The sequence below is a fragment of the Streptomyces sp. KMM 9044 genome, from assembly GCF_024701375.2.
Lineage (GTDB): Bacteria > Actinomycetota > Actinomycetes > Streptomycetales > Streptomycetaceae > Streptomyces.
Window position 1 is genome coordinate 3,782,352 of record NZ_CP113910.1, and the last position, 19,834, is coordinate 3,802,185.

Consider the following 19,834-nt stretch of genomic DNA (forward strand, 5'->3'; position numbering starts at 1 on the left):
ATCTCTCCCCCTCGGCTGCCTCCCCCATGACAAGCGGTTCGACTCCTCCCCGGCGCCCTCCGTGTCCTCGGCCGCCGGCCCTCCCCGGCGGCCGGGCCGTCAGCTCTGGTGGGACTGGTAGTGCGTGACCGCGTCGGAAGTCCGGCCGGCGCCGTAGACCCGGAGGAACTCTGCCAGCTCGGGGTGGGTCGGGGCGAGGGTGTCGGCGGCATCGATGATGTCACCGGCGGCCGCCACCGAGCGCAGCAGCGACTGGATCTCGCGTACCACCCGTCTGACCGTGGGCGCCCCCGAACCGCTCGTCGTCTGTGTGGTGTTGCTGAGTACCGAGCCGCCCTGCGACTTCTTGATCTCCTCCATGCGCTCGGCGGCCTCGGCCGCGCTGACGCTTCCGTCCGCGACCTGTCCCGCCAGGTCCTGCAGCAGCTGCACCCGCTGGACCACCGCGGGGTTGCCGATCTTCGCACGCTGACCGCTCATCAGCTGCGACAGCATCGGAGCGGACAGTCCCAGTACCCCCGCGAGACGAGCCTGGTTGAGGCCGAGATCGTCTATGAGCTTACGGAAGAGCGCCCCCAGTGGCTCCCCGTACCAGTTCCGCTGCAGTTCCCGCGCTCTTGCGGTGGCTTCCTGCTGTGCGGCGTCCATTGCGTCTCCCCATCGCTTCCCCAAGAACCGTGGTTCGCTCCAGCGAACCACGTCGAGCATCTTACGGAGAGTGGTCGGTCACGGGGACCCCAATCCTTTTTGCGGAACCCCCCGGGTGACCCGGTACTCTGGTGTCCGGCGCCCGCCCGGATGTCCTTCTTCCTGGTGGACGCATTGTTCGCGGGGCCTTAGCTCAGTTGGTAGAGCGCTGTCTTTGCATGGCAGATGTCAGGGGTTCGACTCCCCTAGGCTCCACAAGGAAACCCCTCCCACCTGCGGAAACGCAGAGGGAGGGGTTTTTGCGTATCGGCACCCGTTGTCCGGCATCCGCCTTCCGGCGCTCGTGCCCGGCTCCCGTTCCCGGCCCGGGAGCTGTTTCACGTGAAACAGCCCGGTGGGTCAGAAGACGTTGAAGTCTTCTGACCCACCGGGCTGTTGACACCGCAGGCTGGCGGGGCCGCCGCGCGGACAGACCTAGGGCTGCTCGTCGCGCTTGGTGGCCTCTTCCTCGTCCTCCTTCGCCCGGACCTCGAGGTCGAGCGTGGACCCGCGGCTGCCGTCCACCGACGCCAGCGTGCCGGACTCCTGGACATCGGTCGCGGGCGGCGGTTCCACCAGCCAGTCCGGGTTGGCCTGCTTGTCCCACCACTTCCAGGCGGCGAAGGCGCCACCTGCGACGGCACCCAGAACAAAGACCACCTTCGCGGCACGGCCGGCTTTCGCGCGCCGCCGCTGCTTGCGGACCAGCTTCTGGATCTGCTGGGCCGAGACCTGACCGCGCAGGGCAGCCAGCGCCGCCGCGCTGCGCGCCGCCGCCTGCTCCTTCGCCGGCCCGGCGGCGGCCCTGGCCTGCTCGAGCCTCGGCCGGGAGTATTCCGCCGCCTGCTGGGCGGCCTTACGGGTCCGGGCGGCGGCCTCATGAGCGGCCAGGTCGGCCTTCGGTGGCACATGGGTACGGGCCTGCTCCACGTACGGCTGGACATGGGCGCCGTACTGGACGAGGGCGTGCCCTGCGGCCCGCGACACCTTGGGGGCCAGCCGTACGCGTGCCTCCTGCGCGCACTGCGCGGCCTTCACCTTGGCCGTGTCGGCGTAGGGCGCCACCACGTCCGCGGCGTGCAGCACGCTGTCCTTCGCCGAATCAGTCGCAGTGCGCACGCTTTCGATGCGGGTCACGGTTCCTCCTCCTCGGTGGCGTACGTTTTTCGACTGTCCACCCTTTTACGGATCATGCCTCCCGCTTCGCCGTTGGGCATGTGCGGGCGGGCATACGGGTTCCGATGGCGTTGACCGAGTGCAATAGCGGATGAATACGGGGAACGTCGGCCAGTCGTCGACCATGCCACGGATCGCTGCCGAGTGCCCTTGTCGCGGCGGCACTCACCCGGTTTCCGCAAGCCGTTCGGCTCTGTCGCCCCCTGTGCAAGGGCGTCGGGCGACTGCGCGCCCCGTCCGTGCGAGGATCAGGGCGTTACGGAAAGACAACGGAAGGCACACCGTGGCTGACCAGCTCTACGCCACCCTGAAGACCAACAACGGCGACATCGAGGTCCGGCTCTTCGCGAACCAGGCACCGATCACCGTCAAGAACTTCGTCGAGCTCGCCAAGGGCGAGCGGGAGTGGACGCACCCGGAAACCGGGGCGAAGTCCACGGCCAAGCTCTACGACGGCACGGTCTTCCACCGGGTGATCAGTGGCTTCATGATTCAGGGCGGGGACCCGCTGGGCAACGGCACCGGCGGTCCCGGCTACGAGTTCGAGGACGAGTTCCACCCGGACCTGCGCTTCGACAAGCCCTACCTGCTGGCGATGGCCAACGCGGGCCCGGGCACCAACGGCTCGCAGTTCTTCATCACCGTCTCTCCAACGGCGTGGCTGAACCGCAAGCACACCATCTTCGGCGAGGTCACCGACGCCGCGAGCCAGAAGGTGATCGACACCATCGCGGCCGTGCAGACCAACCCGCGCACCGACCGTCCGCTCAATGACGTCGTCATCGAGTCGGTCGAGATCCGCGAGGGCTGAGGACGCCCCCGAGGGCTGAGGACGGCCCTGTCCCCGAGGAGTGCGCAAGCCCCCAGAGGGAACCAAACGCCCCGCTCATCCGTAAGGAGGGGCGGGGCGGGGCTTTTTCCACACGACCTAGGGGATCCCATGGACGACCAGGCTGCCGGCAGCTCGCAGGACGCCCACGGCGTCCTCGTCTGCTATCGCCACCCGGACCGTGAGACCGGCATCCGCTGCACCCGCTGTGAGCGCCCGATCTGCCCCGAGTGCATGATCAGCGCCTCGGTCGGGTTCCAGTGCCCCGAATGTGTCCGCGGCGGTTCGGGTACCGGCCACGCGCCCACGGCCTCCATGCCCCGCACGATCGCGGGCGGCACCATCGCCGCGGACTCCCGGCTGGTCACCAAGATCCTTCTCGGAACCAATGCCGCGGTGTTCGTCGCGGTGCATGTCTGGTCGTCGCTGCTGGGCCATCTCGTGCTGATCGGGGTCTGGCCCCCGGTGCTCTTCAATCCCTCCCAGGGCGTCGCCGAGGGTGAGTGGTACCGCCTGGTCACCTCGATGTTCACTCACGAGGCGATCTGGCACATCGCCTTCAACATGCTCAGTCTGTGGTGGCTCGGTGGTCCGCTCGAGCAGGCCCTGGGCCGAGTCCGCTATCTCGCGCTCTATCTGATCTCGGGTCTGGCGGGCAGTGCGCTGACCTATCTGCTGGCCTCGGGGACCACGGCCTCGCTCGGTGCCTCCGGTGCCATCTTCGGGCTGTTCGGCGCAACCGCGGTCCTGGTGCGCCGGCTCAACTACGACATGCGGCCGATCATCGCACTGCTGGTGATCAACTTGATCTTTACCTTCAGCTGGAGCAACATCGCCTGGCAGGCCCACATCGGAGGGCTCGTCGCCGGTGTCGTGATCGGGTACGCCATGGTCCATGCCCCGCGTGAGCGGCGGGCGCTGATCCAGTACGGCACCTGTGCACTGGTTCTCGCCGCGGTCGTGCTGATGACCCTGGTGAGGACGGCCCAACTCGTCTGAGTGCGGGTTGTCCACAGCGTGTGGCGGATCTTGTGCACACTGTCCGAGGGCGTCGGTACACGATGTCGCTGCCCGTTATTTCCCCAGCTCAGAGGCGTGCGAACGAGTATTCGGTTACCGGTGCTTCTGTCGTACCGGCGTCAACGTTCGAGGGGTTATCCACAGATCGTGGTTTCTTTTCCCCACGCTGTGGAAACGCCTGTGGATAACTCGGTGGATAATCCTGCCCAGAGCTGGCGGCATCCCTGCTCCGAGCTGCCGTGCAGCTCGGAGCAGGGCCTGGTCCAGTGGGCGACGGGCTGCCGGACGTTACTTCCACTGCGTGGAGACGCCGAATCCGGCGGCGATGAAGCCGAAGCCCACCACGATGTTCCAGTTGCCCAGGGCATCGATGGGCAGCTCGCCGTCGGTGACGTAGAAAACGACGATCCAGGCCAGACCGATCAGGAACAGGGTCAGCATCACCGGCGCGACCCAGGCACGGCTGGTCAGCTTGAGAGCGGTCGTCTGCTTCGCCGCAGGCGGCGTGTAGTCGGCCTTCTTGCGGATACGTGACTTCGGCACGAGGGTCTCTCCTGTCGATGCGCTGCGTGGCCGCGCAGGGAACTGGGTCGGGCTCGGGGCGTTTGGAAGGGGGCTCCGGGCGCTCCCCCGGGCGTCCGTTAGCGTAGTCCTTCCGCGGCGCCGAAGGAGATAAGGGTACGTTGAGCAATTCTGCCGACTTCCCCGGGAGGGAATCCAGCCCTGTCCGCCGACGGCGCTTCCGGCCTGTCCGGATTTTCACCGCGGGTGTCTTCGCCCTCGCGGGTCTGCTCTTCTTCACCAGCTTCAACACGGCGAAGGGGACCAACATCCGCACGGACGATTCCCTGCTGAAGCTGTCCGACCTCATTCACGAGCGCAGCCACAAGAACGGTGAGCTGGAGGAGTCCAACGGGGCCCTGCGCGGGGACGTCGAGTCCCTCGCCGAGCGCGACTCCGGCAGGAGCGTGGCGGAGGACGACGAACTCGCCGGCCTGGAACGCCGCGCGGGGACGCGGGAACTCGAGGGCGAGGCCGTCACGGTCACACTCGACGATGCCCCGCCGGACGCTACCGCCAAGCTTCCCGGATACCCCGAGCCGGAGCCCGACTATCTGGTCATCCACCAGCAGGACCTCCAGGCCGTGGTGAACGCGATGTGGCAGGGCGGCGCCGAGGGCATCAAGGTCATGGACCAGCGGCTGATCTCCACCAGCGCGGTGCGCTGTGTGGGCAACACCCTGATCCTCCAGGGCCGTGTCTACTCGCCGCCGTACAAGATCACGGCGGTCGGTGACCCGGAGAAGCTGAAGAACGCGCTCGCGGCCTCCCCGTCGGTCCAGAACTACATGGTGTACGTCAACGTCTACGGGCTCGGCTGGAAGGTGGAGGACGACGGGCCGGTGACGCTGCCCGGCTACTCGGGCACCGTGGACCTGCACTACGCGAAGCCTGTGGGATAGAGCCCCGGGGGGCGGATTCCGGACCGGGACGGGGACCGGGGGCGAGGCCGGGGCGAGGCCGGGGCCGCCGGTGTGTGATCGTCAGGGCCGTCGCGAACTGCGCATCACCGTCGGCACCCTGATCATGCTCTTCGTCGTCTACGTCCTCTTCCGGACCGGGGCCAGGGCCGGCCAGGTCATGAATGACCGGATCGCTCGCCTCGAGGACCTGTGGGCGAGCGGGAGCGCCCGTGCCGACCGCCACGTCCTCGCCCGTGCCCACCGCGAGGTCCGGTGCCGGCGCTGCCCCTGCGGGCTCTTTGGAGCCGAAGCCGTACGTCACGGAAAGCCTTTCGCGATCATGTACATCCCGCGTCTTGGTTTCACGTGGAACAAGCCCGTGCTCGAAGGCACGGAGACCGGGACCCTGAAGAAGGGGCTCGGACGCTACGCGAACACCGCGCAGCCGGGCCCGTGAGGGAAACTTCGCCGTCGCCTGCCACCGGGCACCCATGGTGACCCGTTCAAGGACTTTCCCCGGCTCAGGCGGGGTGACGCGGTGGTGCTGACCAACGGGACGACCTGGTCCACGTACCGGATCGACCGGGGCCCGTACAAAACGGTGCTGACGGACATCGAGGTAATCGACCCTGTGCCACGTACTTCCGGGTACACGCGTCCGGGTCGCTGTCTGACGCTGACGACGTGCGAACCGGGACGGGGGCGCAGCCACCTGTTGGTCGTCTGGGCGTATCCGGCCTCCACACAGCCTGTGGAGGCCGGGAAACCGGAGGCGTTGCGCCGTTAGTCTGGTGACGTACGGCGTGGGTCTGGTGCCGTGGTGCGACGGAAGGGACGGCATGTACAGCTGGATCTGGCGGCATCTGCCGGGGAACGGATGGGTGCGGGCACTCATCTCGCTCGTGCTGATCATCGCTGTGGTCTATGTCCTCTTCCAGTACGTCTTTCCCTGGGCCGAGCCGCTGCTGCCCTTCAACGATGTGACGGTGGACAACCAGTGAGCGCGCGCATTCTCGTGGTCGACAACTACGACAGCTTCGTCTTCAACCTGGTCCAGTACCTGTACCAACTGGGCGCCGAGTGTGAGGTCCTGCGCAACGACGAGGTGTCGACGGCGCATGCGCAGGACGGTTTCGACGGCGTTCTGCTGTCCCCGGGGCCCGGCACTCCCGAGCAGGCCGGGGTCTGTGTGGACATGGTGCGGCACTGCGCGTCGACCGGGGTGCCCGTTTTCGGTGTCTGCCTCGGCATGCAGTCCATGCAGGTGGCCTACGGCGGTGTCGTGGACCGTGCGCCCGAGTTGCTGCACGGAAAGACCTCGCGGGTCGAGCACGAGGGCCAGGGTGTGTTCGCGGGCCTGCCGTCGCCGTTCACGGCGACGCGCTATCACTCGCTGGCCGCCGAGCCGGACACCGTGCCGAAGGAGCTGGAAGTGACGGCCCGGACGCCGGACGGCATCGTGATGGGTCTGCGCCACCGTGAAGTGCGTGTCGAAGGTGTGCAGTTCCACCCCGAATCCGTGCTCACCGAGCATGGGCACCGGATGCTGGCCAACTGGCTGGTGGAGTGCGGGGACGAGGGAGCGCCGGCGAGATCGGCGGGGCTCGCCCCGGTGGTGGGCAGGTCGCCGGCGTGACCGCGCTGCGCCCCGAGCGCGAGTCCGGTGCCGGGCACGGGGAGTCCTTCACGGACGGCTCCTCGTACGGCACCGGCGGCGAACAGGGGACCTCGTACGGGCAGCAGCAGCCGTACGGGGCACCCGGCACGCTCGGGGACGGCGACTGGTACGACACCACCCAGCAGGGCGCCTACTCCTACGGCGGCGCGGGCTCGGCCGGCCCAGGCTCGGTCGGCAGCGGTGCGGCCGGGGCCGAGGACAGCACCGTGTACCTGCCGCCCGTCGACGAGGGCGCGTACCTGCCGCCCGTCGACGAGGAGACGATGGCGCTGCGGATCCCTGATCCGCCGCCGCAGCACAGGGAGTCCCCGGTGGCTGCCGGGGGCCGGGCGGATCGCAGGAAGGCCGCCAAGAGGCGCCAGGGGCGCCGTGGCGGGACGAACAGTCCCCCCGAGGTCCGCGATGCCCCGCAGAGCCGTAGCGGGCCCCGGGCGCCGCTCTCGCGCGTGGAGGCGCGGCGGCGGGCCCGGGAGCGGAAGGCCAGTCCCGCCGCCGTCGCGAGCCGGGGGATCGGCGAGGTGTTCATCACCTGTGGTGTGCTGATGCTGCTGTTCGTCACCTACCAGTTGTGGTGGACGAACGTGCGCGCGCAGGCACAGGCCGGCCGGGAGGCCAGCGATCTCCAGAGCGACTGGGCCAACGGAGAGCGCAAGCCGGGCGCGTTCGAGCCGGGGCAGGGTTTCGCGCTGCTGCACATTCCACGGCTGGACGTGGTGGTGCCGATCGCCGAGGGCATCGACAGCAAGAAGGTGCTCGACCGGGGAATGGTGGGTCACTACGCGGAGGGCGCCCTGAAGACGGCGATGCCCGACGACAAGGAGGGCAACTTCGGGGTCGCGGGACACCGCAACACGCACGGGGAGCCGTTCCGGTACATCAACCGGCTGGAGCCGGGCGATCCGATCGTCGTGGAGACGCAGGACACGTACTTCGTCTACAAGATGGCGTCGATCCTGCCGGTGACACCGCCGAGCAACGTGAGCGTCCTCGAACCGGTTCCGAAGGAGTCGGGCTTCACCGAGCCGGGCCGCTACATCACGCTGACCACCTGCACGCCGGAGTTCACCAGCAAGTACCGCATGATCGTCTGGGGCAAAATGGACGAGGAACGGCCGCGCAGCAAGGGCAAGCCGGATGCGCTCGTCAGTTAAGGGCAGAGGAAACGTGGCAGCGACCGCCGACGACACCGAAGAGCACACCGCCGGGCCCGCGTCACCGTCGCCTCCGGCCCGCCGCCGTATGGGGCCGGGCGCGATGCTGGCCGGCGCCCTCGGGGAACTCCTCATCACCGCGGGCCTGGTGCTCGGCCTGTTCGTCGTCTACTCACTGTGGTGGACGAACGTGCTCGCCGACCGCGAGGCGGGGAAGCAGGCGGACAAGGTGCGCGACAACTGGGCCCAGGGGCCCGGCGGCGACGGCACTGGTGACGGCCCCGCCTCCTACGACAGCAAGAACGGCATCGGCTTCCTGCACGTGCCCGCGATGGGTGACGGCATTCTGATCGAGAAGGGCACCACGACGAAGGTGCTCAACGACGGCGTCGCCGGCTACTACACCGACCCCGTGAAGGCGACCCTGCCGACGTCCGGCAAGAAGGGCAACTTCTCGCTGGCCGCACACCGGGACGGTCACGGGGCCAAGTTCCACGACATCCACAAGATCAAGGACGGTGACCCGATCATCTTCGAGACGAAGGACACCTGGTACGTCTACAAGACGTACGCGACCCTTCCCGAGACCTCGAAGTACAACGTGGACGTCCTTGCGAAGGTGCCCGAGGAGTCCGGCCGCAAGAAGGCCGGCCACTACATCACCCTGACGACCTGCACGCCGTTGTACACCAGCAAGTACCGCTACGTCGTCTGGGGCGAACTGGTCCGCACGGAGAAGGTCGACGAGGACCGGACGCCGCCGGAGGAACTGCGCTGAGGCGACAGAGTTACTTCGAGTATCTCGGTCGCCTGACATGGTGAAGGCCCGCAGCCGCAACTTTCTCTAGGCTGTGTGCGGGCCAGGTACTCCAGGTCCAGGAGGTAGGCACGCACCTGACGTGCTACTTCGCTGTCACGGAGCAGCATGGCGACGTTGAGGACGGCACGGCGGGAGTGGAGGGCGAGGGACCGGGGGCGCGACCGGATCCCACTGACCTCCTTGAAGGAGGTCGGTTCTGTACCGTACCTGCCAATACGCGGTACCCGTTGGCAGCCGTTTCCTCCCGGTGATCGAACACCAGTGACTCGATGGCCTTGCGGCTTACCCCGAAGTACGCCGCCACCCTCGCCAGTACGCCGCCATCACCGCCGTCGTCACAGGCATCCCGTCCGGCAGCGGTGACAGGGCCTTGTCCTTCCCGAGCGTGTCCGTGCGGTCCAGCACACTGCTGCGCAGCGTCTGTGATTCCAGCAGTACCGATTCCTCGATCACCTTCTGCTCCTTCGGTTCTCGTGGTCGGAGCAGAACTCGGACGCCTCACCCCACCCGATCAACGAGCGGTGGAAGGCGAAGGAGCGAGCGAAGTGGGGACGCGTGTTCAGGCCGGGACCCATGACGGAGCCCCGGTCCCCTCCAAGAGGGCGCCGGGGCTCCGTCGTGTCCGGGGTGCCGGAGGCGGGTCAGTCGTCCTCGTTGCCGCCGGTGAGGCCGCCGAAGAGGCCGCCGCCGTTGTTGCCGCCGTTGTTGCCGCCCTGGTCCAGGGTGAAGAGGCTGACCGCCTTACCCTTGTCGATCTGGTTGCCCTGGCCCGGGTCGGCGCCGATGACGCGGGAGTTGGGGTCCTGCGAGCCCTTGATCTCGCCGACCGCCAGTCCGGCGTCCTGGAGCAACTTCTGGGCGTCCTTCAGGTTCTGGCCGTTGACGTTCGGGACGGTGACCTTCTCGTTCGCCTTGGCCTTGCCGACGACGATCTGCACCTGGGAGTTCTTGTCGACCTGCTGGTTGGCGCCCGGCGTGGTCGAGATGACCTTGCCGACCTGGTTCTGGTCGTCGACCTCCTGCTCGGTGCAGGCGCCCACCAGGTCGTTGTCGGTCATCTGGGCCTTGGCGTCGTCGCACGTCCTGCCGAGGACGTCCGGGACCGTCGACCTGGCTACCGCCTTGGCGACGGTGAGGGTGACGGTGGTGCCCTTCTCGACCTCCTCGCCGAGAGCCGGGTCCTGTTCGAGGACGGTGCCCGCTGTCTCCGAGGACTCCTTCTCCTCCGTCTTGACGACGAAGGCGTACTCGTCGCCCTCCAGCTCCGCCGTGGCGTCGTCGACGTTGTCGCCGACGACGCTCGGCACCGCCACCTTGGGCGCCCCGGTGGACACCACGAGGCTGACGGTGGACTCCTTCTTGACGTCGGTGCCCGGATCGATGTCCTGGCTGCAGATGTTGCCCTTGGTCTGGTCCTCGCAGGGTTTCGAGGTGAACGCCAGGACCAGGTCCGTGTTGGTGGCCTGTTTCTCCGCGGCTGCCTTGGTCGTGCCGACGAAGTTCGGGACCGCGACGTTGTCGTTGCCCACGCCTCCGTTGCCGGAGAAGGCCCAGCGGCCGATGAGGATGGCGCCGATCAGGACCAGGACGCCTGCCGCGACCAGCAGGATCGTCGAGGTGTTGTTGTTGTTCTTCTTCTGCTGGCGGCGCCGGCCGGGACGGTCGTCGTAGCCGTAGCCGCCGTCGTCCGGGTTCATGGGGGGCAGCATCGACGTCGCGGCGCCGGAGTCCGAGCGCAGGGCCGTCGTCGGCTGGTTGTCGGGGTAGCCGCCGTAGCCGGCCGCGCCCATCGTGGCGGCGGCAACGGGCTGGCCGTCGAGGTAGGCCTCGATGTCGGCGCGCATCTCGTCGGCCGACTGGTAGCGGTAGTCGGGGTCCTTGACGAGCGCCTTCAGCGTGATCGCGTCTATCTCGGGCGTGACCTCGGGGTCGAAGACGCTCGGAGCCTGCGGTTCCTCCCGGACGTGCTGGTAGGCGACCGCGACCGGGGAGTCGCCGACGAACGGCGGTCGGACGGTCAGGAGTTCGTACAGCAGACAGCCGGTGGAGTACAGGTCGGAGCGGGCGTCGACCTGTTCGCCCTTGGCCTGCTCCGGCGAGAGGTACTGCGCGGTGCCGATGACCGCCGAGGTCTGCGTCATCGTCATGCCGGAGTCGCCCATGGCGCGGGCGATGCCGAAGTCCATGACCTTGACCTGGCCGTTGCGCGTCAGCATGACGTTCGCGGGCTTGATGTCGCGGTGGACGATGCCGGCCCGGTGCGAGTACTCCAGGGCCTGGAGGATGCCGATGGTCATCTCCAGCGTCCGCTCCGGCAGCAGCTTGCGGCCGCTGTGCAGGAGTTCACGGAGCGTGGAGCCGTCGACGTACTCCATGACGATGTACGGGATGGAGACCCCGTCGATGTAGTCCTCGCCCGTGTCGTAGACCGCGACGATCGCGGGATGGTTGAGCGAGGCGGCCGACTGGGCCTCCCGGCGGAACCGGGCCTGGAAGGACGGGTCGCGCGCGAGGTCGGCGCGGAGCGTCTTCACTGCAACGGTGCGGCCGAGGCGGGTGTCATGGGCGAGGTAGACCTCTGCCATGCCTCCGCGGCCGAGCACCTGGCCCAGTTCGTACCGGCCGCCGAGGCGACGCGGCTCTTCCATAGCTACCTACCAGCCCTCTCCGTCGGTCCCGGCCGGCACGTTCGTGCGACCGGAGGCTGCCGTCCGGGCCTACCGTACCCGGCTCGCTTTGTGTGACCTGGCCAAGTACCGCAGCCGATACAGGACCGGTACCGCTACGTGCACCTATGGGCAGCGGACGTGATCGGGGTCACTGCTTGCCCTTGACGACCGCCTCCATCACGCTCTTCGCGATCGGGGCCGCGAGGCCACCACCGGAGATGTCGCCCCGTACGGCGTTGTCGTCCTCGATGATCACGGCGACGGCCACCGGCGAGGTGCCGTCCTCACCCTTGGCGTAGGAGATGAACCACGCGTAGGGGTTCTCGCTGTTGTCCACACCGTGCTGGGCGGTACCCGTCTTGCCGCCCACCGTGACGCCGTCGATCTGCGCGTTGGAGCCGGTGCCCTCGGAGACGACGGTCTCCATCATCGACTGGAGGATCTGGGCGTTCTCCGCCGACATCGGCTTGCTCAGCTCCTCCGGGTCCACCTTCTCGATGGTGTCGAGGCTCGGGGCCTGGAGTTCGTCGACCATGTAGGGCTGCATCAGGGTGCCGTCGTTGGCGATGGCGGCGGTGACCATGGCCATCTGCAGTGGAGTGGCGGCGGTGTTGAACTGGCCGATGGAGGAGAGCGCGGTCTGCGACTCGTTCATGTCGTCGGAGAAGATCGAGGAGCTGGAGCGGACCGGGGTGAACTGCTCCTCGGTGAAGCCGAACTTCTTGGCGTACTCGAGCATCGTGTCGTTGCCGAGGTCGGCGCCGATCTTGCCGAAGACGGTGTTGCAGGAGACGCGGAGTGCTTCGCGGAGGGTGGCGTCCTCGCAGGGGAGGTCGCCGTCGTTCTTGAGCTCGGTCGTGGTGCCCGGCATGACCCACGGCAGGGGAGTGTCGGTCTTGTCGTCCGCGCTCTCGTACAGGCCCTCCTCCAGGGCGGCGGCCGCGGTGAGGACCTTGAAGGTGGAGCCGGGCGGGTAGACCTCGCGCAGGGCCCGGTTCAGCATCGGGTCGTCGTCGTTGTCCTTCTTCTGCAGCTTCTGCCACGCCTCGGCGTCCTCGGCGCCGTCGCCGGCGATCGTGGACGGGTCGTAGGAGGGGAAGGAGGCGAGCGAGAGGATCTTGCCGGTGGAGGGTTCGATGGCGACGACGGAGCCCTTGCCGCCCTGCTTCTTCAGTCCCTCGTAGGCGGCCTTCTGCGCGTCGGCGTTGAGAGTGGTGACGACGTTGCCGCCCTCCTTGTTCTTGCCCGTCAGCATGTCGAGCGTGTTGCGGAAGAACAGGCGGTCGTCGTTGCCGGTGAGGATGCCGTCCTCGATGGACTCCAGCTGGTTGGCGCCGAAGGCCTGGGAGACGAAGCCGGTGACCGGCGCCCACATGGCGCCGTCCTTGTAGGTGCGCTTGTACTTGAAGTCGCCCTTGGTGGTGGCGTGTCCGGTGATCGGTTCGCCGCCGACGATGATGTTGCCGCGCGGTGACGCGTACCGCTCGATGGCGACCCGGCGGTTGTGCTCGTCGGTCCTCAGCTCGTCGGCCTGGACGTACTGGAGCCAGTTGTCGCGGATGAGGAGCGTGAGGATGAGGAGGCCGCAGAAGATCGCGATTCGGCGCAGGGGCTTGTTCACGGGCGGACCACCTGGGTCATCTCGGCGTCGGGGTTGGCGGCGGGGGCGGGGGCGGGGCGTCTGGCCGTGTCGCTGATTCTCAGCAGGATGCCGATCAGTGCCCAGTTGGCGATGACGGACGAACCGCCGTACGCCAGGAACGGCATCGTCATACCGGTCAGCGGGATCAGGCCCATGACGCCGCCGGCGACGACGAAGACCTGGAGCGCGAAGGCGCCGGACAGGCCGATGGCGAGCAGTTTGCCGAAGGGGTCGCGGGCGGCGAGGGCGGTGCGCACGCCGCGTTCCACGATCAGTGCGTAGAGCAGGAGCAGGGCCATGACGCCGGCCAGGCCGAGTTCCTCGCCGAAGGTGGCGAGGATGAAGTCGGAGTTGGCGGCGAACCGGATGAGGTCGGAGTGGCCCTGGCCCCAGCCGGTGCCGAGGGTGCCGCCGGAGCCGAAGGCCCACAGTGCCTGCATGGCCTGTTCGGAGTGGCCGACGACGCCTTCCCGGCTGAGGGTGTACTCCTTCATCGGGTCGAGCCAGGCGTCGACGCGCTGCTGGATGTGGGGTTCGAAGCTGGCCACGCCGACGGCGCCGACGGCGGACATCAGCAGGCCGAAGACGATCCAGCTGGTGCGTTCGGTGGCGACGTACAGCATGATCACGAACATGCCGAAGAACAGCAGCGAGGTGCCGAGGTCGGTTTCGAAGATGAGGATGAGGATCGACATCGCCCAGACGACGAGGATCGGGCCGAGGTCGCGTCCGCGCGGCAGGTACAGCCCCATGAAGCGGCGGCTGGCCAGGGCGAGCGCGTCGCGCTTCACCATCAGGTAGCCGGCGAAGAAGATCGCCAGGACGATCTTGGCGAACTCGCCGGGCTGGATGGAGAAGCTGCCGACCTTGATCCAGATCTTGGCGCCGTAGATGTTCTGGCCGAGGCCGGGCACCAGCGGCAGCAGCAGGAGGACCAGCGCACCGAGCATCGAGATGTAGGTGTAGCGCTGCAGGACGCGGTGGTCCTTGAGGAAGACCAGCACGGCGACGAACAGGCCGATGCCCATGGCGGTGTAGAGCAGCTGCCGGGGTGCGGCGGTGCCCGCCTGCTTGATTCCCTGGAGGAGTTCGGACTGGTCGAGCCGCCAGATGGCGACGAGTCCGAGCCCGTTGAGCAGGGTGGCCAGCGGCAGCATCAGCGGGTCCGCGTACGGTGCGAACTTCCGTACGACGAGGTGGCCGATGCCGGCCATCAGGCCGAGGCCCAGGCCGTAGCTCAGCAGGCCGGCCGGGATCTCGTCGTTGAGGGCCAGCCCGACGTTGGCGTAGGCGAAGACCGGGATGACGACGGCGAAGACGAGCAGCGCGAGCTCGGTGTTGCGCCGGCTCGGCGCCCCGATCGCACCGATCGTGGACGTGTGCTGCGCCGATGGATTGGTAGTACTGCTCATCGTGTGACAGGGCCTCTCACGGCTTGCCTACTGCTTACCGCACAGCGAGACGACCTTCTGCTCCTCCTCCGAGAGGCTGGGGCCGGGGCTGGGAGTAGGTGCGGACGGGGGCGTGGACTGCTGCGGTGCCTCGGTCGAACCCGAGGGGGTCGGCGTCGGCGTGGCCTTGGACGTGAAAGAGGCGGGTGTGGTTCCCGTGGTGCCTCCGGCCTCGCCCTCGCCGGTCTTCGCGCTGTTCTTGCTGTCGGTGGCGCGGCGCTCGGCTTCCTTCCTGCACGCGGAGGCCTGTACCGCGAGTTCGTCGATCTTCGTCCGGGCGCCGTGCAGGTCGCCCTCGGCGATGGTCGCCTCGACCAGCTCCCGCTGGTAGGGCGGCAGGTACTTGAGTTCGATCTCGGGGTGGTCCTTCTCGACCTTCGAGAGCGAGACCCAGGCCAGGTCCTGGCTGATGCCCTGGTAGAGCGCGACGTGTTCGCCGTTGGTGCCGACGTAGTACTGGGTCTGTGTCCAGCGCCAGCCGCTGTAGACGCCGCCGCCGATGACGGCGAGGGCGAGCAGGCCGAAGAAGGAGAGTTTGAGCCACCGGCGGCTCTTGCGGGGTTTGACGAAGGTGTCCTCGTCGTAGCCGAAGCCGTCGGTCTGGATGAAGCCGGTGACGTCGCCGCCGCTGCCGGGCGGGCCGAACTCACCCTCGCCGTCCCCGCCGCCGCCCTGGCCGCGTCTGCGGCCGAGTCCGGCGGCGCGGCCGGCCGGGGTCTGCATGGCGCTGCTGTCGCTGGGCTGGTTCTGGTTCTCGGCGACGGCGCCGACCACGACCGGGGCGTCGGACAGCTGGCCGGCCAGGGTGTCGCCGGTGTCGAGGTCGAGGACGTCGGCGATGATCACGGTGATGTTGTCCGGGCCGCCGCCGCGCAGTGCCAGCTCGATCAGGTTCTGGACGGTGTCCTCGGGGCCCTGGTAGCCGGCGAGGGCCTCCTCCATGGTCTGGTGGGAGACCACGCCGGACAGGCCGTCGGAGCAGATCAGGTACCGGTCGCCCGCCCGGACCTCGCGGATCGACAGGTCGGGTTCGACGTGGTCGCCGCTGCCGAGGGCCCGCATGAGCAGGGACCGCTGCGGGTGGGTGGTCGCCTCCTCCTGGGTGATCCGGCCCTCGTCCACCAGCCGCTGCACCCAGGTGTGGTCCTGGGTGATCTGGGTGAGGACGCCGTCACGCAGCAGGTAGGCCCTGGAGTCGCCGACGTGGACCATGCCGAGGCGCTGGCCGGTCCACAGCAGCGCGGTCAGGGTGGTACCCATGCCCTCGAGCTGGGGGTCCTCCTCGACCATCATGCGCAGCTGGTCGTTGGCGCGCTGTACGGCCGAGCCGAGGGAGGTGAGCAGGTCGGAGCCGGGTACGTCGTCGTCGAGCGAGACGATGGTGGAGATGGCCTCGGAGGAGGCGACCTCGCCGGCCGCGGCCCCGCCCATGCCGTCGGCGATGGCGAGCAGGCGGGGACCGGCGTAACCGGAGTCCTCGTTGCCCTCGCGGATCATCCCCTTGTGCGATCCGGCGGCGAAGCGCAGGGACAGACTCATGCGCACCTCGCCCGTCGGCTCCGGGTACAGCCGGTCGTGTCGAGCCACACTGCCCACCCTCCGGTCGGGAGCGCGCCGGGGCCCGGGGTGGGGGCCCCCACTGCGTGCTCGCTCCGCTCGCTCATTGTCGTACTACTTCCGCAGCTCGATGACGGTCTTGCCGATGCGGATCGGGGAACCCGGTCCGATCGGTGTGGGGGTCGTCAGCCTGGACCGGTCCAGATAGGTGCCGTTCGTGGAACCCAGGTCCTCGACGATCCACTGGCCGTCGCGGTCCGGGTAGATCCGGGCATGGCGGCTGGAGGCGTAGTCGTCGTCCAGCACGATCGTGCTGTCGTGTGCCCGGCCCAGCGTGATGGTCTGGCCCTGGAGCGCGACGGTGGTGCCCGTGAGGGTGCCCTCGGTCACGACCAGCTTGGTGGGGGCGTTGCGGCCGCGGCGGCCGCCCCCGGACTGCTGGCGCTGCGGCGGTGGTGCCTGCCGTGCGCTCTGTTGCGGCCGGGCGGCCTCCCGGCGTGCCCCGCGCTGGGTGACCCGCGTGCCGAACAGGTCACTACGGATGACCTGCACGGCCACGATCACGAACAGCCACAGAACGGCCAGGAAACCCAGCCGCATGACCGTGAGGGTCAGCTCTGACATTGCCCCCGCTTCACCCTTCGGCTTGCCGGTAAATGATGGTGGTGCTGCCCACGACGATCCGCGAGCCGTCGCGGAGCGTAGCGCGGGTGGTGTGCTGTCCGTCCACCACGATGCCGTTGGTGGATCCGAGATCCTGGATCGTCGAGGGCGTTCCGGTCCGGATCTCGCAGTGCCTGCGGGAGACGCCGGGGTCGTCGATCCGCACGTCGGCCTCGGTGCTGCGGCCCAGTACGAGTGTCGCGTTGGAGATCTGGTGGCGGTTGCCGTTGATCTCGATCCAGTGCCGGGTGCGTCCGGCTGACGCGGGTGCGGCGGGGGGTCGCTGGCCGCCCGCGGGCTGTTGTGGGTAGCCGTAACCGCCGGGCGGCGGCGCGGCCGGCATGGGCGGGGAGCCGGCCGCGGGGCCGGCGGGCGGATAACCGTAGCCGCCGGGTCCGCCGGGGGGCGGGCCGCCCGTGCCGGGTCCGCCGGGGCCCGCCTGGCTGCTGGAGGAGGCGAGCGTACGGCTGCGCACCCGGTACAGACCGGTGTCGAGGTCGTCCGCCTTCTCCAGGTGCACCTTGATGGGGCCCATAAAGGTGTAGCGCTGCTGCTTGGCGTAGTCGCGCACCATGTCGGCGAGTTCGTCTCCGAGCTGCCCGGAGTACGGGCTGAGCCGCTCGAAGTCGGGGGTGCTCAGCTCGACGATGAAGTCGTTGGGGACGACGGTGCGGTCGCGGTTCCAGATGGTCGCGTTGTTGTCGCACTCCCGCTGGAGAGCTCCCGCGATCTCCACGGGCTGCACCTCGGACTTGAACACCTTGGCAAAGGTGCCGTTGACCAGGCCTTCGAGTCGCTGCTCGAACTTCTTCAGGACTCCCATGGGGCACCTCCTCCGTCGTTGCCGTCCTGTGTACTGCCCTGTCTTCCACTGCTACTTCTACTGCGTCTACTGCCCGGTGCGCTGCCGCGTGCACCGCATAACTGGTACTGCTTACTGATCGTATCCACGCCCTGGTCGATCGGCTGGTTCCCCCTGCCCGCCCGGCCGACGGGTGTCGACGCCCGGCGGGTTCCTCGGGGCTCTCCTCCGAACTCCTTCGGCCGTGCTTGTGCGAGTCCCCGCCATGGATCGTAGAGGGGGCCGCGGACCAGTGTCCCGCACCCGGCTGCGCACTCCGCCCGGCACCTGGGGAGACGGGGGGTACCGGTACGAGGTTGATACGTGAAGCGGTTCTCGCCGGTTCCCGATCGGTTCTCGGGGTTGAGTGGGAGCGATAAGGGGCGGGGCGGTGGGACGGCGCGGGGGTGGTCGGGGGTGGTCGGAGGGTGCTTCGAGGGCAGCCGGTGTGCGGCTTGAAGGCTGCTCACCGGCCGCTCGTGGGCTGCTCACGGGCAGCGGTGCTGCTCAGCGCGGGCGGGGCCGGGGCGGGGGAAAGGGATGTGAACCCACCCCGACCAGCGTGCTAATGTTCAGGAGTCGGAGGGCGTCGGACCCCACGGGGAAGAGCCTGACGACACACCCAATGCGCGGGTGGCGGAATAGGCAGACGCGCTGGATTCAGGTTCCAGTGCCCGCAAGGGCGTGGGGGTTCAACTCCCCCCTCGCGCACACCGTCGAACGGGCGGCATCCCTCTCGGATGCCGCCCGTTTCGCATGCCCGGACCAGGTGCGGCGGGATGAGGGCGGGGTGGGGACGGACTCGGACCGTGTGAGGAACATCTCATGATCCTTCTGAGTGCGCGGTAACCAGGTGTGCGAGTGCCGCCACGTTCCGCAGTCGTGGCGAGGGTTGTGGGGTGGTCGGGGTTCGAGGGTGCGACCGAGTGGCCTCGTGGCTCACGGGGCGGTGTCGAATGCCTGTCGAACGTCTGTCGCGAGAGCCAAACCGACGGGTCGGTTTGGCCTCGGGGTGCGGGCTCAGGGGCGGGTGGGCGTGGCGGCCGCGGTGGCGGTCGGTCAGGGGGCGGTGGTGAACGACCGGTACCAGGGGGCTGCGTGCGGGAACGCGCGGAGGAAGGGCTCACCCGGGGAGCAGCCCAGGGCGTCCCAGAGGGTGTCGTCCTTGAACCAGTGGTCGACGGTGAGCATGCCGAGGTGATGCAGTGAGGAACCCTCCGGACAGAAGGTCTGGATCCGGTCGACTTCGCCCTAAGGTACGGGCGAGCCGGTCCTTTCAAGGGTGATCCACATTGTTGGGGGTCGAACCCACGGCCCGCGCGCGTTCGAACGCGGTGCGGTGCGGCGGTAGGGCGACCGAGTTGCTCCCGCCTGGCTACTTCACGGCGATCCACGAGCCCCACGGGACCTACAGAGGCCTACAGAGATCCACAGAGGCCTACAGAGATCCACAGAGATCAGGAGGCGTCCGATGGCGCGACAGGAGCGTGCGATCCGCACCCGGCGGACCATTGTGGACGCGGCGGCGGCCGTCTTCGACGAACGTGGTTACACCTCGGCGACCGTCGGCGAGGTCCTGGACCGGGCCGGGGTGACCAAGGGTGCGCCGTACTTCCACTTCGGCTCCAAGGAGGAGCCGGCGGTCGCTCTGCCGCCCCGGTCCAGCAAGCTCCAGGAGCTCGTCGACTCCGGTCTGGTGCTGGCCCTGCGGCTGTGTACGGACCCGCTGGTGCGCGCCAGTGTCGGACTGGCCCTGGAACGGGGGGCGTTGGGACCAGACCGGACTCCGGCGTTCCGGATGTGGATCGACCAGGTCGCCCGGAGCCTGGCCGGGGCAAAGGCGGGGGCGAGCTGCTGCCGCACGTCGAGGTGACGGAGACGGCGGAACTGCTGGTCGCGAGCTTCTCGGGAGTGCAGCCCCGCTCACAGCTGCGCTGTCAGCGGCAGGACCTGGAGCACCGGGTCGTGGTGCTGTTCCAGCACATGCTGCCGGGCGTCGCGGTGCCGGCGGTGCTGGCCCGGTTGGACATCTCGGCGGACCGCGGCCGGCGGGTCCTCGCGGAAGGGAGACTGGAACCGGCCACGGGAAGTGTGGCCGAGGAGGGAGCGGGATAGCGGGCGGGACAGGCGGGCGCCGCCCAGGTGGTGGCAGGGGGTGCGCGTGGGTGACGATGTTGTCCACAGCCC

The 19,834-nt window shown here is 68.5% G+C and carries 20 protein-coding genes, 2 tRNA genes and 1 pseudogene; 12 read left to right on the top strand and 11 right to left on the bottom strand.

The genetic code is table 11. The annotated features are described in order from the left end of the window. Positions 1-99 precede the first annotated feature (99 nt). Positions 100-648 (bottom strand): helix-turn-helix domain-containing protein, encoded by a 549-nt coding sequence (locus HUV60_RS17050; protein WP_257850447.1) that lies wholly within the window; start codon positions 646-648, stop codon positions 100-102. Positions 649-830: 182 nt separating this feature from the next. Between HUV60_RS17050 and HUV60_RS17055 the strand changes: the two genes are divergently transcribed. Next, positions 831-903 (top strand) — tRNA-Ala (locus HUV60_RS17055). Between the two features lie 219 nt (positions 904-1,122). Here HUV60_RS17055 and HUV60_RS17060 read toward each other — a convergent pair. Beyond that, positions 1,123-1,824 (bottom strand): DUF5324 family protein, encoded by a 702-nt coding sequence (locus HUV60_RS17060; protein WP_257850446.1) that lies wholly within the window; start codon positions 1,822-1,824, stop codon positions 1,123-1,125. A gap of 322 nt (positions 1,825-2,146) precedes the next feature. Here HUV60_RS17060 and HUV60_RS17065 point away from each other — a divergent pair, with 322 nt between their 5' ends. Both HUV60_RS17065 and HUV60_RS17070 read left to right on the top strand, forming a co-directional pair. After that, positions 2,147-2,674 carry a peptidylprolyl isomerase gene (locus HUV60_RS17065; RefSeq protein WP_257850445.1) on the top strand — a complete coding sequence of 176 codons (528 nt, stop codon included), beginning with the start codon at positions 2,147-2,149 and terminating at the stop codon, positions 2,672-2,674. Between the two features lie 129 nt (positions 2,675-2,803). Next, a complete protein-coding gene (locus HUV60_RS17070) occupies positions 2,804-3,691 on the top strand; it encodes a rhomboid family intramembrane serine protease (RefSeq protein WP_257850444.1) in 888 nt (295 codons plus the stop codon). Between the two features lie 309 nt (positions 3,692-4,000). Here HUV60_RS17070 and crgA read toward each other — a convergent pair whose 3' ends face one another. Then, positions 4,001-4,255, bottom strand: a complete 255-nt coding sequence (gene crgA / locus HUV60_RS17075) for a cell division protein CrgA (RefSeq protein WP_257850443.1) — start codon at positions 4,253-4,255, stop codon at positions 4,001-4,003. Between the two features lie 140 nt (positions 4,256-4,395). On the opposite strand from crgA, the gene HUV60_RS17080 reads away from it, so the two are divergent. From HUV60_RS17080 to HUV60_RS17105, 6 genes and pseudogenes are all read left to right on the top strand, one after another. Next, entirely contained in the window at positions 4,396-5,175 is a 780-nt protein-coding gene (locus tag HUV60_RS17080; protein ID WP_257850442.1) for a DUF881 domain-containing protein, read from the top strand. Positions 5,176-5,299: 124 nt separating this feature from the next. After that, positions 5,300-5,962, top strand: a pseudogene (locus HUV60_RS17085) (class E sortase). Between the two features lie 52 nt (positions 5,963-6,014). After that, positions 6,015-6,176, top strand: a complete 162-nt coding sequence (locus tag HUV60_RS17090; protein WP_176726179.1) for a hypothetical protein — start codon at positions 6,015-6,017, stop codon at positions 6,174-6,176. Beyond that, complete coding sequence (locus HUV60_RS17095) at positions 6,173-6,811, top strand: aminodeoxychorismate/anthranilate synthase component II (protein WP_257850441.1); 639 nt, start codon at positions 6,173-6,175, stop codon at positions 6,809-6,811. Before HUV60_RS17090 ends, HUV60_RS17095 begins: the two co-directional genes overlap by 4 nt. Next, positions 6,808-8,004, top strand: coding sequence for a class E sortase (locus HUV60_RS17100; RefSeq protein ID WP_257850440.1), 1,197 nt, complete (start codon positions 6,808-6,810; stop codon positions 8,002-8,004). The genes HUV60_RS17095 and HUV60_RS17100 overlap by 4 nt, the downstream gene beginning before the upstream one ends. A 13-nt stretch (positions 8,005-8,017) precedes the next feature. Continuing rightward, the gene (locus HUV60_RS17105; RefSeq protein ID WP_257850439.1) at positions 8,018-8,782 is read left to right on the top strand and encodes a class E sortase; all 765 of its coding nucleotides are present in this window, start codon (positions 8,018-8,020) and stop codon (positions 8,780-8,782) included. 324 nt (positions 8,783-9,106) lie between these two features. Here the strand turns inward: HUV60_RS17105 and HUV60_RS17110 are convergent, their stop codons facing one another. From HUV60_RS17110 to HUV60_RS17140, 7 genes are all read right to left on the bottom strand, one after another. Next, on the bottom strand, positions 9,107-9,277 hold the full coding sequence (locus HUV60_RS17110) for a hypothetical protein (protein WP_257850438.1): 171 nt from the start codon (positions 9,275-9,277) through the stop codon (positions 9,107-9,109). 188 nt (positions 9,278-9,465) lie between these two features. After that, on the bottom strand, positions 9,466-11,472 hold the full coding sequence (pknB, locus tag HUV60_RS17115) for a Stk1 family PASTA domain-containing Ser/Thr kinase (protein WP_257850437.1): 2,007 nt from the start codon (positions 11,470-11,472) through the stop codon (positions 9,466-9,468). Between the two features lie 169 nt (positions 11,473-11,641). Next, positions 11,642-13,114: a peptidoglycan D,D-transpeptidase FtsI family protein gene (locus HUV60_RS17120; RefSeq protein WP_257850436.1), complete on the bottom strand. Its 1,473-nt coding sequence runs from the start codon at positions 13,112-13,114 to the stop codon at positions 11,642-11,644. Further along, entirely contained in the window at positions 13,111-14,547 is a 1,437-nt protein-coding gene (locus HUV60_RS17125) for an FtsW/RodA/SpoVE family cell cycle protein (protein WP_257850435.1), read from the bottom strand. The genes HUV60_RS17120 and HUV60_RS17125 overlap by 4 nt, the downstream gene beginning before the upstream one ends. Before the next feature lie 27 nt (positions 14,548-14,574). Next, a complete protein-coding gene (locus HUV60_RS17130) occupies positions 14,575-16,125 on the bottom strand; it encodes a Stp1/IreP family PP2C-type Ser/Thr phosphatase (protein ID WP_257851653.1) in 1,551 nt (516 codons plus the stop codon). 132 nt (positions 16,126-16,257) lie between these two features. Then, positions 16,258-16,767 carry an FHA domain-containing protein FhaB/FipA gene (locus tag HUV60_RS17135; protein WP_042163133.1) on the bottom strand — a complete coding sequence of 170 codons (510 nt, stop codon included), beginning with the start codon at positions 16,765-16,767 and terminating at the stop codon, positions 16,258-16,260. Between the two features lie 10 nt (positions 16,768-16,777). Continuing rightward, a complete protein-coding gene (locus HUV60_RS17140; RefSeq protein WP_257850434.1) occupies positions 16,778-17,629 on the bottom strand; it encodes an FhaA domain-containing protein in 852 nt (283 codons plus the stop codon). 645 nt (positions 17,630-18,274) lie between these two features. Here HUV60_RS17140 and HUV60_RS17145 point away from each other — a divergent pair. After that, a tRNA-Leu gene (locus tag HUV60_RS17145) sits at positions 18,275-18,358 on the top strand. Positions 18,359-18,706: 348 nt separating this feature from the next. On the opposite strand, the gene HUV60_RS17150 is transcribed toward HUV60_RS17145, so the two are convergent. Then, positions 18,707-18,838 carry a hypothetical protein gene (locus tag HUV60_RS17150; protein ID WP_257850433.1) on the bottom strand — a complete coding sequence of 44 codons (132 nt, stop codon included), beginning with the start codon at positions 18,836-18,838 and terminating at the stop codon, positions 18,707-18,709. Positions 18,839-19,118: 280 nt separating this feature from the next. On the opposite strand from HUV60_RS17150, the gene HUV60_RS33580 reads away from it, so the two are divergent. Beyond that, positions 19,119-19,520 (top strand): TetR family transcriptional regulator, encoded by a 402-nt coding sequence (locus HUV60_RS33580; RefSeq protein WP_331461999.1) that lies wholly within the window; start codon positions 19,119-19,121, stop codon positions 19,518-19,520. Then, positions 19,517-19,762, top strand: a complete 246-nt coding sequence (locus HUV60_RS33585; RefSeq protein ID WP_331462000.1) for a hypothetical protein — start codon at positions 19,517-19,519, stop codon at positions 19,760-19,762. Before HUV60_RS33580 ends, HUV60_RS33585 begins: the two co-directional genes overlap by 4 nt. Positions 19,763-19,834 lie beyond the last annotated feature (72 nt).